The sequence below is a fragment of the Bradyrhizobium sp. 6(2017) genome (assembly GCF_011058295.2).
In the GTDB taxonomy this organism is placed as follows: domain Bacteria; phylum Pseudomonadota; class Alphaproteobacteria; order Rhizobiales; family Xanthobacteraceae; genus Bradyrhizobium; species Bradyrhizobium septentrionale.
This window is the reverse complement of record NZ_CP049289.2, coordinates 3,448,876-3,463,650: the sequence shown is the minus strand read 5'-3', so window position 1 is coordinate 3,463,650 and position 14,775 is coordinate 3,448,876. Positions and strand designations below refer to the sequence as shown.

The 14,775-nt window shown below is 65.3% G+C and carries 8 protein-coding genes; 2 read left to right on the top strand and 6 right to left on the bottom strand.

What is annotated here, in order from left to right; all coding sequences use genetic code 11:
• Window positions 1-170 precede the first annotated feature (170 nt).
• The 3 genes from eutC to G6P99_RS16125 all read right to left on the bottom strand — a co-directional run bounded on the left by eutC (window position 171) and on the right by G6P99_RS16125 (window position 4,097).
• Window positions 171-959: an ethanolamine ammonia-lyase subunit EutC gene (gene eutC, locus G6P99_RS16135; protein ID WP_035977204.1), complete on the bottom strand. Its 789-nt coding sequence runs from the start codon at window positions 957-959 to the stop codon at window positions 171-173.
• A 40-nt stretch (window positions 960-999) separates the two neighbouring features.
• A complete protein-coding gene (locus tag G6P99_RS16130; protein WP_029082145.1) occupies window positions 1,000-2,586 on the bottom strand; it encodes a B12-binding domain-containing radical SAM protein in 1,587 nt (528 codons plus the stop codon).
• A 128-nt stretch (window positions 2,587-2,714) separates the two neighbouring features.
• Window positions 2,715-4,097, bottom strand: a complete 1,383-nt coding sequence (locus G6P99_RS16125; protein WP_029082146.1) for an ethanolamine ammonia-lyase subunit EutB — start codon at window positions 4,095-4,097, stop codon at window positions 2,715-2,717.
• A gap of 340 nt (window positions 4,098-4,437) precedes the next feature.
• Between G6P99_RS16125 and G6P99_RS16120 the strand changes: the two genes are divergently transcribed.
• Together G6P99_RS16120 and G6P99_RS16115 are read left to right on the top strand one after the other, a co-directional pair.
• Window positions 4,438-6,120, top strand: coding sequence for a methyl-accepting chemotaxis protein (locus G6P99_RS16120; RefSeq protein WP_165128721.1), 1,683 nt, complete (start codon window positions 4,438-4,440; stop codon window positions 6,118-6,120).
• Window positions 6,121-6,409: 289 nt separating this feature from the next.
• On the top strand, window positions 6,410-7,912 hold the full coding sequence (locus G6P99_RS16115; RefSeq protein WP_029082148.1) for a sensor domain-containing diguanylate cyclase: 1,503 nt from the start codon (window positions 6,410-6,412) through the stop codon (window positions 7,910-7,912).
• A 138-nt stretch (window positions 7,913-8,050) separates the two neighbouring features.
• Here the strand turns inward: G6P99_RS16115 and G6P99_RS16110 are convergent, their stop codons facing one another.
• The 3 genes from G6P99_RS16110 to G6P99_RS16100 are packed head-to-tail and all read right to left on the bottom strand — an operon-like array spanning window position 8,051 to window position 14,744.
• Window positions 8,051-8,929, bottom strand: a complete 879-nt coding sequence (locus G6P99_RS16110; RefSeq protein ID WP_029082149.1) for a transglutaminase family protein — start codon at window positions 8,927-8,929, stop codon at window positions 8,051-8,053.
• Window positions 8,926-11,457, bottom strand: coding sequence for a circularly permuted type 2 ATP-grasp protein (locus G6P99_RS16105; protein WP_029082150.1), 2,532 nt, complete (start codon window positions 11,455-11,457; stop codon window positions 8,926-8,928). The genes G6P99_RS16110 and G6P99_RS16105 overlap by 4 nt, the downstream gene beginning before the upstream one ends.
• A gap of 20 nt (window positions 11,458-11,477) precedes the next feature.
• Complete coding sequence (locus G6P99_RS16100; protein ID WP_029082151.1) at window positions 11,478-14,744, bottom strand: DUF2126 domain-containing protein; 3,267 nt, start codon at window positions 14,742-14,744, stop codon at window positions 11,478-11,480.
• Between the last annotated feature and the right edge of the window lie 31 nt (window positions 14,745-14,775).

Below are 14,775 nucleotides of genomic sequence, written 5' to 3'. Positions count from 1 at the left end.
GATCTGTCTAGCTTGGCTTATGGGGCACGAATGAGGCTCGTGAGCGCGACGGATCGGCGCTAGCCCTTGAAAACACGCAAATATTGACCGGCGCGGTTTTACAGGTCCGCCCCCTTGCTCGCAAGCGCGAGAGACACGTTAAAGTGGCCGGGAACTGCCGAAAACCGCCGTCAAGTATCTGATTTGCCACACCCCGGTAGCGCATTCTTGGACGATCCTGCCCCGCTTTCATCTTTCAACGCGATCCCCGTGATCTGGCGTGCCAGGCCCTCGCGCACAAGCCAGGAGATTCTGAATGCGGCTTCCGCATAGCTCAGCCCGGCGCGGTGGATATTGGAGATGCAGTTGCGGTCGGCATCGGTGAGGCCGATTCGCGGCGCGAAGGTAAGATAAGCGCCCAGACTGTCCGGCGCGGACAGGCCGGGTCGTTCGCCGATCAGCATCACCAGCATGCGCGCGCCGATGATGGTGCCGATCTCGTCACCCAGCGCGACCCGCGCGCCCGATGCTGCGATCACCGCGCCGGCGTCGATCCCGTCGGCCTTAAGCCGCGGCAGGAGATGCCGGATCAATTCGACGGCGTGCACGTTGACCGCGGTCGGCGACAGGCCATCGCCGATCACGATGGCGCAGGAGCATGCGGTGACGCCGCACCTCTCCAGCGACCGCCTCGACGCGGAATCCAGCATACGTCCGAGATCGGGCCGGCGCAGATAATCGCGGCGGCTGTGGGCCTGGCTCGACACTTCGAGCGGCGTGACGCCGAGACCGGCAAGACCGGCGGTAATCCCGCCGAGATCGAACGCCGCGTGGACGGCATCGCGGGCGCGGGCGTGATCGAGCGTGAATGCGAGCAGCGCACTGGTCGGCAGGCTGGCCCCGGACCGGCCGAGACCGACGCGCGCCGGCGTGAGCTCGCGCAGATCGGCAAGCGAAGCGGACACTGGCGAAGGGGACATGGGCGAAGGGGACGATGGCGCCGGCGGTGTTGTCATGCTGCTATTCGGCGGGAACGGAAGCCTCGCGCAGCCGGAGCGAGTAGTTTGAGGCGTTCTGCCGACCGCTGGAGGCTGCACGCGCAAACGTGATCAGATGATGCGCCACCAGGGTCGCCGAGATCAGCCCCTCGATGTCGCCGCGCTTGAGCCGGCCGAGCGCAAACTTCCAGAACACGCGCTTGTAGTCGCCGAGCACGCCAACCTTCCAGAAGATGTTGCGCAGCATGATCAGGCCGCGCCGGATATTAGCCCAGCTCTTCATCTCCGGGCTGACCGGCACCTTGATGCGGTTGGCATAGGTGTAGTCGCATTGATGCTGGTAGCGCTTGAACAGCGTCTCGGGCTCGTAGGCGAGCTCCATGCATTTGCGCCAGGAACTGACCACGTCCTCGTACGGCAGCAGGAATTGCACGTTGGAGTCGCGGCTCTCGTCGTCGATCAGCCGTCCCGCCTTTTCGAGGCGATCCCACAGCGGCGTCTTCGGCAGCGCCTGCAGCAGGTTGATCGTGAGAAGCGGAATCTGCGACTCCTCGACGAAGGAGAGCAGCGCATCACCGGTCTGGGGCTTGTCGGTATCGAGCCCCATGATGATGCCGGAGACGACCTCCATGCCGAAGGAATTGATGGTGCGCACGCCCTCCAGGATCGGAACCATCATGTTCTGATCCTTGTGCATCGCCTTCAGCGCGTCGGGATCCGGCGTTTCGATGCCGACGAAGATCGTAACGAAGAAGGCTTCGCGCATCTTCTCCAGGATCTCGGGCCGCTTGGCGATGTTGAGTGTCGCCTCGCAGGCCAGCCGGGTGACATAGCCGGTCCGCTTCTGCCACTCGATCAGATGCGGCAGCAATTCGCTCGCAGCCTTGCGGTTGCCGATGAAATTGTCGTCGACGAAATAGACGGTGTCAGTCGCGCCGCAGGCGCGCAGCTTGTCGAGCTCGGCGATGATCTGCTGCGGCGATTTCAGGCGCGGATTGCGGCCATAGAGCCCGGGGATGTCGCAGAACTCGCACTGATAGGGACAGCCCGAGGAGAACTGGATGCTGCCGAGAAAATACTTCTTGGTCTCGGCGAGCTCGTAGGCCGGCAGCGGGAATTCCGTCATCGGCAGGCGATCGAGGGTCTTGAGCACCACCTGCTCGGGAGGACGGCTGGTGTCCTCCGCGAGGCGCTTGATCAGTTCGTTGGTCGCGTCCCCGAGTTCGCCGACATGAAGGTAGTCGAATGAGGGATAGTAGTCCGGACAGGCACTGACCGACGGTCCACCGATCGCAACCGCCAGGTCATAGTCATGCGCGCGATGGCAGATGTCGTTCATCTGCTGGCGCTGGATGTGCATACCGCTGACGAACACGGCTTCTGCCCACTCGAAATCCTCCGTCGTCGCCGGACGCAGGTTCTCGTCGACGAAACGGACCAGCCAGTTCTCGGGGAGGTATGCCGCGATCAGCAGCAGTCCCTGCGGCGGCATGAACGCCTTGACGCCGTCCGTGAGGGCATAGGAATGCTCGAAGGTCCCAAACGACGACGTATAGCGCGGAAAGACGCAGAGGATACGCCGTGCCGTCTTTATGCCCTCAGCTCTCATCGAATGACCCCGAAGCACCCGCAAATCTAACCATAGCGCGGAACGCTGGGCCAGAAATTCTTCAACATTGTGGCACTTACCAACGTCACACTGCCGAGATAGTTGCTCTGCAGAATTACGCTATCCCCTCAGGTCAAGAGCCTGGCAGCGAGATCGGGCAGCCGCTCCGCATCGGCAACGAGGCGAAAGTCCGGCCCGGCAAGGCCTGCGCGCAGCAGCCAATCGTCGAATTCGGGCGCCCGCCCCAGGCCGAACAGGTCGCGGACGTAGAGCGCATCGTGAAACGATGTCGACTGATAGTTCAGCATAACGTCATCTGCGCCCGGCACGCCCATGATGAAGTTCACGCCGGCGGCCGCCAGCAGCGTCAGGAGATTGTCCATGTCGTCCTGATCGGCCTCGGCGTGGTTGGTGTAGCAGACGTCGATGCCGAGCGGCAGGCCGAGCAGCTTGCCGCAGAAATGATCCTCAAGCCCGGCGCGGATGATTTCCTTGCCGTCGTAGAGGTATTCAGGACCGATGAAGCCGACCACGCTGTTGACGAGCAGCGGATCGAACGCGCGCGCTACCGCATAGGCCCGCGCCTCGCAGGTCTGCTGGTCGACCTGATGATGGGCGTTGGCCGACAGCGCAGAGCCCTGCCCGGTCTCGAAATACATCACATTATCGCCGACCGTGCCGCGGCGCAGCGACAGCCCGGCTTCGCGGGCCTCCCGCAGCAATGACAGGTCGACGCCGAAGCTGCGGTTGGCTGCCTCGGTGCCGGCAATCGACTGGAACACGAGATCGACCGGCAGCCCCTGCCCGATCAATCCGAGCGTGGTCGTGACATGGGTCAGCACGCAACCCTGCGTCGGAATCTCCAGCCGCGTGATGATGTCGTCCAAGAGCCGCAGCAGGGTGCCGATGACGTTCGGATCGTCGCTCGCCGGATTGATGCCGATGCAGGCATCGCCCGATCCCAGCAGCAGGCCGTCCAGGATCGAGGCCGTGATGCCCCTGGCGTCGTCGAACGGATGGTTCGGCTGCAGCCGCGTGCTCATTCGCCCGCGCAAACCGATGGTGTTGCGGAAGCGGGTCGTCACCTCGCATTTCTTCGCGACCAGGATCAGGTCCTGGTTGCGCATCAGCTTCGACACCGCCGCCACCATCTCGGGCGTGATGCCGCGCGAGATCTTCTTGATCACATCACGGGTGGCGGCATCCGACAGCAGCCAGTCGCGGAAGCCGCCGACGGTGAGCGACGACACCGGCAGGAAGCCGGCAACGTCGTGGCTGTCGAGGATCAACCGGGTGACTTCGTCGTCCTCATAGGGGATCACAGGCTCATCGAGGAATTGCTTGAGCGGAACGTTGGCAAGCGCAAGCCTCCCGGCGATCATCTCCTCCGCACTGTCGGCCGCAATGCCGGCCAATCGGTCGCCGGAACGCGGCGGCGAGGCCTTGGCAAGCAGGATGCGCAGATCGTCGAATGCATAGTTGGTGGCATCGATGGTGTGACGATAGAGCATGGGGAATTCGCGTCGCGGGCCGGGGACGGCATAGCTTAGCACCTCTTTGCGAAAGTCGTGCCACCAGCTTCGCCCTCCGCGCCGGAGGTGTTGATGGTTTTGGCGGCGCATCATCGTCGCCGCGGCAAGCCGCCGACCCCCGGCGGACTCAGAACGTCTTATAAGACATTGGTATTATTTAGAGATTTTATGGGTTGCGGCCACAGAAAACGCACGCGTTAAGAAATTGTCCATGAAGGTTTTGCATAAGCTTTAGTCGGCCGAAGGTGCTCCCCGGCCTCTTGGAGTGCCCGCAATGCCCGCCCCCATCACATCTCCCGTCTCCACATCCGGGCCTCCAATGGCATCCCGATTCTCGCTTGCTGCCAGGCTGTACTCGACGTTTGCGCTGATCGCGGCGCTGACCGCGGCCATCACCGTGCTGTCCGACTACAACGCGCGGCGCAACGCCGAGCTGACCGAGGCCGTCGACCTCGCCAGCCGTGCCGCACTCAATGTCGAGCGGGTCAATTCGCTGGTCTATGCCGTGGTGATGGAATCCCGCGGCATCTACATGTCGACCGATCCGGCGGCGGTGAAGAAATACGGCGACGGGCTGCTGGCGTTCAACGAGCGCATTCTCGGCGTGGTGAAGAACTGGGAAACCCTGGTGCAGGCCGACGACGCCAGCCAGTTCGGGGTGTTCAAGCAGCGCATCGAGCAGTTCGTCGAGTTCCGCAAGGAGCTGGTTCGCCGCGGCATCGAGATCGGGGCCGCAGCCGGGCGTGAATGGGGCGACAACGACGCCAACCGCAACGTGCGCACAGCGCTGAACAAGGATCTCGAGGCACTTTCCAAGGTCTACGCCGAGCGCAGCAAGAAGCTGGCGCGGCAGACCGACACCAGCCGCGCAATGGCGCTGCTGCTGACCGGGCTCGGCGCGGCCGCCCTGATCGTGGTGGTGCTGGGCGTGCTGATCATCGCCCGCTCGGTGGCCCGCCCGCTGTCGCAGATCACCACGACCATCAAGCGCGTCGCCGAGGGCGCCGACCATGTTGAAGTGCCGCATGTCGGCCGCAGCGACGAGATCGGTGCGCTGGCCGGCGCCATCAAGGTCTTCCAGGAGGCGATGGACCGCAACCGCAGCCTGAACGCTCAGGTCGCGCAGGACTCTGAGGCGCGCGATGCACGCGGCCGGCTTATCGAGACGTCGCTCGAGACATTCCGCAGCACCATCGGATCGGTGCTCCGCGCGGTGCACGACAACGCGACCACGATGCGCGACACCGCCCAGACCATCGCAAACGTCGCGGCAGGCGCCAGCGGCCGCGCGGTGGCGGCGGCAGGCGCGACCGAACAGGCCTCAAGCAACGTTGCCGCGGTGGCGGGCGCGGCCGAAGAACTCTCCGCCTCGGTCGAGGAGATCGGCCGCCAGGTCAAGCAGTCGTCCGGCGCGGTCGATCAGGCCGGTGCGCGCACCGACCGCTCGATCACCGAGATCGAGGGGCTTGCCGCCACCACCCAGCGCATCGACGGAGTGCTGAACCTGATCCAGGCGATCGCCGAGCAGACCAACCTGCTGGCGCTGAACGCTACCATCGAGGCCGCCCGCGCCGGCGATGCCGGCCGCGGCTTCGCCGTCGTCGCGCACGAGGTCAAGGCGCTGGCCGGGCAGACCGCGAAGGCAACGGCCGAGATCAGCGAGAATGTCGGCCTGATCCAGGCTTCGACCCGCAACTCGGTGGCCGCCGTGCGCGAGATCGGCCAGGCGGTGCGCGAGATCAGCAACGTCACCGCCAACATCGCAAGCGCGATCGGCCAGCAGGACGCCGCCACGCGCGAAATCTCCGCCAATGCGCACATGGCCGCCCAGGGCAATGAAACCCTGGTGACCAATGTCGGCTCGCTCCGCGACGATATGGACCAGACCAGCAAGGCGGCGGAATCGGTGCTCGCAGCCTCGAACGATCTGACCGCAACCGCCGAGACGCTGTCGCGCGAGGTCGAGCAGTTCTTCCGCAGCCTGCGCAGCGACGCCGCGTAGGACCTGCGGCGGACGGGAACCTGAACGGATCACGCGACGCGCCGGAACCCTGCGCGAGATCCCGGCTAGAGCATTTTCAGTTCTGATTGAATCAGAACTGAAGCTCTAGATTCCTGTTTTGACGCGTTTTCTTCACGCGAACCGGCGTCCACTTCGCTCGAAAACGCTCTAGTAAAGATTCTCCCAACGCACGGGCCAAAATTGCACGCGCTTCAGGTCGGCTTTCTCAATTTGATCCCCCTATAAAAAGTCCCGGAGCGCGGGGGGCGCGGGGAATTGGAAGCGAGCAATGAACGGGCTTGTACAAAAGCCGAAGGCGGTGCCGACCAAACGGCTGCTCGCGCTCGGAATAGGCCTCATCCTGTGCTTTTCGGCGATCTGCGCCGCCATTCTCTGGGAGATGGCGGACAAGGACTACCAGCATGCGAAGGAAGGCGCGACCAACCTCATCGCCTCCATCGCCAGCGAGATCGACCGCACCATCGAGCTTTATGACCTCTCGCTGCAGGCAGTCGCCGATGGCGTCAAGCTGCCGGACCTCGGAAAGATCAGTCCCGAGCTTCGCCAGGTCGTGTTGTTCGACCGCGCCTCCACGGCCAAGGATCTCGGCTCGATCCTCGTGCTGAACGCAGCAGGAGACGTCACGCGCGATTCCAGAACATTGGCGCCGCGGACCGCAAATTTCGCCGATCGGGACTTCTTCCAGGCACATCGGACGCGAGCGGATAGCGGATTGTTCATCAGTTCTCCGTGGGTCACTTCGGACGGCGAATATTTGATCAGCCTGAGCCGCCGCATCAGCAATGACGACGGGTCCTTTGCTGGTGTGGTCGCCGGCAGCATGCGGCTCAGCTACTTCCACAATCTGTTTCGCAAGCTGAATTTCGGCTCCGGTGACAGCATGGCGCTGTTCAACGCCGACGGCGCCATACTGATGCGAGCACCGTTCGACATCAGCAAGATCGGGCAAAGCATCAAGGACTCTCTGGTCTTCAAGCAGTATCCGGCCCGGCAATCCGGCTCCTACATGACGAAATCGATCGTCGATCATGTCAGCCGGCTCTATGTCTTTCAGGAGGTCGGACATCGCCGCCTGATCATCGCCGAGGGTCTCTCACTCGACGGCATCTATGCCGACTGGTGGCAGCAGCTGTGGCTGATCGGGGGCGTGGTGGCCGCGCTCAGCGGCTTCGCGATCATCCTGATGTTCTATCTGCTGGCCGCGCTCAAACGACGCGCCGCCGCGGAAGACCGGCTCGCACACCTCGCGAGCACCGATGCGCTGACCGGCCTCGCCAACCGCCGCCGCCTCGACGATACCCTTGACGTCGAATGGCGTCGCGGCATGCGCGCAAAGGCGCCGGTATCGCTTCTGATGATCGACGTCGATCATTTCAAGGCGTTCAACGACACCTATGGACATCAGGCCGGCGACGCAGTGCTCGCCACCGTGGGGCGCTGCATCGCAGCCAGCACCAAGCGCGCAACCGATCTCGGCGCGCGTTATGGCGGTGAGGAGTTCTCGGTGCTGCTGCCTGGCATCGGCAAGGCGGGCGCATTGGAAGTTGCCGAAAAGATTCGCGCGAAGCTGACGGCTGCGCGCGAATCCGAGCATGAGTTACCGACCGTCAGCATTGGATTGTCTTGCCTCGTCCCTGATCACGAGCGCACATCGCGCGATCTACTCAAGGCCGCGGACCTCGCGCTCTATCAAGCCAAGCATGAAGGCCGCGACCGCGTCGTCGTCAGCCCAATCGGGTGGGATAAATCGGGCAAGCGGCACGTCGCCTGATCGAGATCACGCTAGAGCGTTTTCGAGCAAAGTGGATACCGGTTCGCGTAAAGAAAACGCGTCAAAACAAGAATCCCCGTTCCGATTCCATCGGAACGGAAAAGGCTCTAGCGCGGTCGAACGCGCCCCCGCCGCCGCTCACTCCACCGGCAGCACGTCGACCGCGACGCTGAGCTTTTGCTTGCGCGCGCCGACGATGACGCCGTCAACCGGGGAGACGTCGGCGAAGTCGCGGCCGATGGCAAGAATGATGTGGTCGTTGGCGACCATGAGATCGTTGGTCGGATCGAACCCGAGCCAGCCGAGTTCGCCGCCGCACCAGACCGACGCCCAGGCATGGGTTGCGTCCGCGCCCTGCAGCCGCGGCTGGCCCGGCGGCGGAATGGTGCGCAGATAGCCTGAGACATATGCCGCGGGCAGGCCGAGACCGCGCAGGCCCGCGATCATCACATGGGCAAAATCCTGGCAGACGCCGTGGCGCTTCTCGAACACGTCGCGCAGCGGCGTCGAGATCACGGTCGCCTTGGGATCGTATTTGAAATCGCTGCGGATGCGGCGCATCAGGTCGGCCGCCCCGGCAAGGATGCCGCCACCAGGCAAGAAGCTCGCCGATGCATATGCCGTCACCGGCCGCAGCACCGGCACCAGCGCGCTGGCAAAGACGTAGCCGACCGGCGAGGCCGCATCGAGGCTCAACCCTTCGAACGCGTGATCGCGCACGCTCTCCCAGGGCGGGCTCGCGGCGTCACGCGCTGGCGGCTGCCGCGCCACCGAGACCCGCGAGCGGGAATCGATGCGAAGGCTGCGATGCGCGGCCTCGATCAGGACGCTTTCGGTCAGCGTGCCGAAGAAGTCGCGCCGCGCGGTGCGCTCCGCGGGCTTGGGGCGGATATCGACCGAATGCGAGATCAGCTGTTGCCCGTCGCCGCTGATCGGCTCCAGCCGCAGCGAGCAGCGCGCGAAGCTGACCTGGGTCTCGTAGCTGTATGTCGTGACGTGACGGATGTCGTAGATCACGCCAGCCCCGTGAGCTTCTCCGGCCGGCTGGCGTTCGGTCCATGCGGGAAATAATGCAGCCCGACCGCATCGGCGATGCTGAGCAGATCCTGCTCCAGCGCGAACAGCGTCTTGACGTCGAGGCTGGCCGCTTCGGCCGTCGTCAACATCGCTTCGACCGTGACCGCGAGCCGCTGCGGCCGCTCGATCAGGCCGTGCTCCTTGAGGCTCGGCAGCGCCGCGATATGCTCGTTCAGCGCGGCGACCTGGAATGCAACCGAGCGCGGATTGTAGGGGTCGAGCACCGCGAGATCCCGCACCGGCGTGAGCAGCGGCTGCACCAGATAGCGCGAGCGGTAGGTGATCTGGCAGTCGACCAGCGTGAGCAGGACGTCGAGATCCTCGTCGCCGGCTTCGTCATAGGCGAACTGGCGGGCGAAGCGCGTGGTGTTGATGGCGCGCTCGGCGCGCCGGCCCATCTCGAGGAAGCGCCAGCCGGCGGCGCGGTTCATGTTCTCCTGCGCGAGGCCGGCGAAGCTTGCGAGCTCCTGCAACGTCAGCTCAGCGGCGCTGACGACGCCGTCGTCGTCATGCACCTCGATCGCGAGCCGCTCGGCCATCTCGGTGATGACCTGCCAGGCATCCGGCGACAGCCGCTCGCGGAGCGAGGTCGCAGTACGTTGCGCCGATCGCACCAGCGACAGCGCCGAGCCGAACTTCTCCTCGTTCTGCAACGCCTCGAGCGCGACCTTGGCGGGATTGGCGCGCGCGGTCTGCGAGGCCGCGCCCCAGGCGACCAGCATGCGCTGGATGCGCTCGGTCGAATGCATCGCCGGTGCGGTGCCGGTCGAGTTCGCCCGCGCCGGATCGCGCAGCGGCGTGCACAGCGCGCGGATCAGCCGGATGGTGGCCTCGGCACGCTCCAGATAGCGGCCGAGCCAGAACAGATTGTCGGCGGCGCGGCTCGGCAGCACGCCGGCAATGCGGCGGATACGCACGGTGTCGACCGCCGGCAGCAAGGTCGAGGTCGCGACCGCCTTGTCGGAGACCACCCAGACGTCGGCGGACACCGCGCCATCGCCCATCGACACCGCGCGCGCATCCGCCCGATCGGCAATCCGGCAGAAGCCGCCGGGCAACACGGTCCAGCCGTTCGGCGTCGCCGCCGCGAACACCCGCAGCACGAACGGGCGCGGCGCGATGCGGCCGTTTTCCCACACCGGCGTGGTCGACAGCCGCACCAGTTCCTGGCCGGCATAGTCGATGCCGCGATGGCTGATCGCGTCCTTCAGGCGATCGCGGTCCGCCGCCGACAATTCGCCGGGGAGCACCGGCCCGTGGCCGGGAAAATCCGGAACGCCACGGCCATAGGCGCCCTCGATCGCGAATTCGTCGAGCCGCGACAGCACCTCTTCGCGGGCGGACTTCTGGCCGCACCACCAGGTCGCGATGTGCGGCATCATCAGGTCTTCGGAGAGCAGACGGCGGCAGAGATTGGGCAGGAAGCCGAGCAGCGCCCGCGCCTCCAGCACGCCCGAGCCCGGCGTGTTGGCGACCACGACACCGCCCTTGCGCAGGACCTCGACGAGGCCGGGCACGCCGAGATAGGAGGACGCGTCGAGCTCGAGCGGATCGAGCATGTTGGAATCGACCCGGCGCAGCAGCACGTCGAGCCGCTTCAGCCCGGCGACGGTGCGGATGTGGATGCGGTCGCCGGAGACCGCGAGATCGTCACCCTCGACCAGCAGGAAGCCGAGATAGCGCGCGAGCGTGGCATGCTCGAAATAGGTCTCGCTGAAGGCGCCCGGCGTCAGCAGGCCGATCCGCGGTTCGTCGCGGTCGGCGCTGGCGCGAAGCGAATCGCGGAAGGCCTCGAAGAACGGCGCGACGCGCTCGACATTCATCGACTTGTAGAGATTGGAAAACGCGCGCGACAGCACCAGGCGGTTTTCCAGCGCATAGCCGGCGCCCGACGGCGCCTGGGTGCGATCGCCGAGCACCCACCAGCGGCCATCAGGCCCGCGGCCGATGTCGGCGGCATAGAGATGCAGATAGCGGCCACCGGGCGGCTTGATACCGCTGACCGCGCGCAGATATTCGCTGCTGCCGGCGATCGCCGCCGCAGGAATCGCGCCATCGGCGACGAGGCGGCCTTCGCCGTAGAGATCCCGCAGCACCATTTCCAGAAGCTGTGCGCGCTGTGCGACGCCGGCGGCGAGCTGCCGCCAGTCGGCCGCGTCGATGATCAGCGGCAGATGGCTGAGTGGCCAGATCCGGTCGGAAGTGTCGCCGGGCGCGCGATAGGTGACGCCAGCCTCGCGCAGATGACGATCGGCGGAGGCAAAGCGGCGCTCGATATCGGCCGGCGACAGCGCGGCAAAGGCATCGAAGAAGCGGGCCCAGACCGGCCGCGGTGCGCCGTTCTCGGCAATATATTCGTCGGGAATGCCGGGCAGCCGGACATAGTCACGGGTCCACTGCGCCATCCGGCGCTGACCGGGACGGGCCCTGCTCTCCTGACTGCTGCCTTGCCCACCCGATGCGGTCATTCCACTTCCCCTTGACACAATTAGTGCAGGAGCAGCGACCGCAAGTCGAGGGTCAAGGGAAACTCAATTGTGCGTTCCTCCGGCGGTGTCTCGATCCTGCCGGGGGTATGGCCATGATCCTGGAAGCGCGCCAGCCGCCGCGCCTCGGCCTCGTATGAATTGACCGGCTTGGTCTCGTAGTTGCGGCCGCCGGGATGGGCGACGTGATAGACGCAGCCGCCGAGCGAGCGGCCGTTCCAGGTATCGATCAGATCAAACGTCAGCGGCGCGTGCACCGGAATGGTCGGATGCAGCCCGGAGGCCGGCTGCCAGGCCTTGAAGCGGACGCCGGCGACCGCCTCGCCGGCGCGGCCGGTCTCGGTCATCGGCATCCGCCTGCCGTTGCAGGTGATGACGTGGCGGCCCTCGACGAATCCGGTCGCCTTCACCTGCAGACGCTCGACCGAGGAATCGACGTAGCGCACGGTGCCGCCCGCAGTGCCCTCCTCGCCGAGCACGTGCCAGGGCTCGAGCGCCTGCCGTAACTCCAGGCCGACGCCGCCGTGATGGACGCGGCCGAAGACGGGGAAACGGAATTCAAGCTGCGCCTGATACCATTCCGGCTCGACGTCGTAGCCTGACTGCTTGAGCTCGGCGAGCACGCCGAGGAAATCCTCCCAGAGAAAATGCGGCAGCATGAAGCGGTCATGCAGCGCGGTGCCCCAGCGCACGAATTTGCCTTGCTGCGGCTCGCGCCACAGCTTGGCGATCAGCGCGCGGATCAGAAGCTGCTGCGCCAGCGACATCCGCGGATCGGGCGGCATTTCGAGCGCGCGGAATTCGACCAGGCCGAGCCGGCCGGTCGGACCATCGGGCGAATAGAGCTTGTCGATGCAGATTTCCGCGCGATGGGTGTTGCCGGTGATGTCGACCAGGATGTGCCGGAACAGGCGGTCGACCAGCCACAGCGGCGCGTCCATGCCCGCGGGCGGCACGTGCGACAGCGCGATCTCGAGCTCATAGAGCCCATCATGCCGCGCCTCGTCGATGCGCGGCGCCTGGCTGGTCGGGCCGATGAACATGCCGGAGAACAAATAGGACAGCGACGGATGCCGCTGCCAGTACAGCACGAGGCTCTTCAGCAGATCCGGCCGGCGCAGGAACGGCGAGTCCTCAGGCTTGCTGCCGCCGACCACGATGTGGTTGCCGCCGCCGGTGCCGGTGTGGCGGCCATCGATCAGGAAACGGTTGGCCCCGAGCCGCGTCTTCGCGGAGTCTTCATAAAGGCCGAGGGTGATATCGACGGCCTCGCGCCAGCTTTGCGCCGGCTGCACGTTGATCTCGATCACGCCGGGGTCGGGCGTCACCTTGATCACCTCGATGCGCGGATCGAACGGCGGCGCGTAGCCCTCGACGTGGACTTGGAGTTGCAGTTCCTCGGCGGCGGCTTCGATCGCGGCGATCAGCTCGAGATAGTCGTCGACCTTCTCGACCGGCGGCATGAAGGCGCACAGCACGCCGTCGCGCACCTCGATCGACATCGCGGTGCGCACCGGCAGCGGCTCTTCAATGTCTTTGAGCGCCTGCTTCAGCTCCGGATCGATCTCCCCCAGTGCATCGCGTGGTGCCATCGGGTCCTGCTCGACGACATAGGGAAAATCCTCGGGCGGGACGTGTTCCAGCGAGCCGATGGGAAGGCGCAAGCCCAGCGGGGAATCGCCCGGAAAGAGGAACAGGTGGCTGCGCCGGATCTTCCAGCGCTCGCTGCGCCAGCGCGCCGGCACGCGATCGCCGAGCGGAGACCAGCGCTGGATCGGCAGCGCAAAGCCCTTCGGTGACGTCAGCCCCTCGTCAAACACCCGCGCGATCCGTGCGCGCTCTTCCGGATCGGCCAATTTGGAGTTGGCCGGGCTCACATTGGCCGGCAGGCCTGCCTCGCGCTCGAGCCAGAACGCAGTGTCCTCAAAGGCCGGCATGACGTAGTCCGCCTTCAGGCCAAGCCGCGCGGCGATGCCGATTGCGAAGCGCTCCGCGTCGGCGATCTCAGCCTTGCGCGGATTCTCGACTGAAAAAATCAGATCGGCATTGTTCCAGATCGGCTTGCCGTCCTTGCGCCAGTAAAGGCCGAACGCCCAGCGCGGCAGGCTCTCGCCGGGATACCATTTGCCCTGGCCGTAATGCAGCAGGCCACCGGGCGCGAAGCGGGTGCGCAGCTTGCGGATCAATTCGTCGGCGAGCGCGCGCTTGGTCGGGCCGACCGCGGCGACATTCCACTCCGGCGCTTCCGGATCGTCGACCGAAACAAATGTCGGCTCGCCGCCCATGGTTAGCCGCACATCGTCCTTCGTCAGGTCGGCATCGACCTGCTCGCCGAGCCTGTCGAGCCGCGCCCAGGACTCATCCGAAAACGGCCTCGTGATCCGTGGCGCCTCGCGGATCCGCTTGACGGTCATCTCGAAGCCGAACTCGGTATTGGCAATACCCGCGGTGCCGGTCACCGGCGCGGCCGAGCGGTAATGCGGCGTGGCGCAGACCGGAATATGTCCCTCGCCGGTCAGCATACCGGAGGTGACGTCGAAGCCGATCCAGCCCGCGCCCGGCAGATAGACCTCGGCCCAAGCGTGCAGGTCGGTGAAATCGCTCTCGACCTCGCGCGGCCCTTCGATCGGATCGATGTCCGGCCGGATCTGGATGAGATAGCCGGAGACGAAACGCGCAGCGAGCCCGAGATGGCGCAGCGCCTGGATGAAGAGCCATGCCGAGTCGCGGCAGGAGCCGGAGCCGGCGGCAAGCGTCTCCTCCGGCGTCTGGATGCCGGCCTCCATCCGGATCACGTAGCTGATTTTCTTCTGCAGCTGCGCGTTCAGCTCGACCAGGAAATTGACGGTGCTGTCGGCGTTGCGCGGAATGTCCTTCAGGTAAGCGGCGAGCAACGGCCCGGGCTCGTCCGTTTCCAGATAGGGCGCGAGCTCGATCTTGAGATCGCCGTCGTATTCGAACGGAAAGCTGCTGGCATAGGGCTCGACGAAGAAGTCGAACGGATTGACCACCGTCATCTGCGCGGTGAAGTCGACCTCGACCTTGAGCTCGGTCGTCTTCTCCGGAAAGACGTAGCGCGCCAGCCAGTTGCCCTGCGGATCCTGCTGCCAGTTCACGAAGTGGTTGGCGGGCGAAACCTTGAGTGAGTAGCTCAGGATCGGCGTGCGGGTATGCGGCGCGGGCCGGAGCCGAATGGTCTGAGGCCCGAGATCGATCGGCCGATCGTATTTGTAGTGCGTGACGTGATGCAGTGCGACGAAGATCGACACGGACCGAGGACTCCAGCAGCTTTTTTGAGCA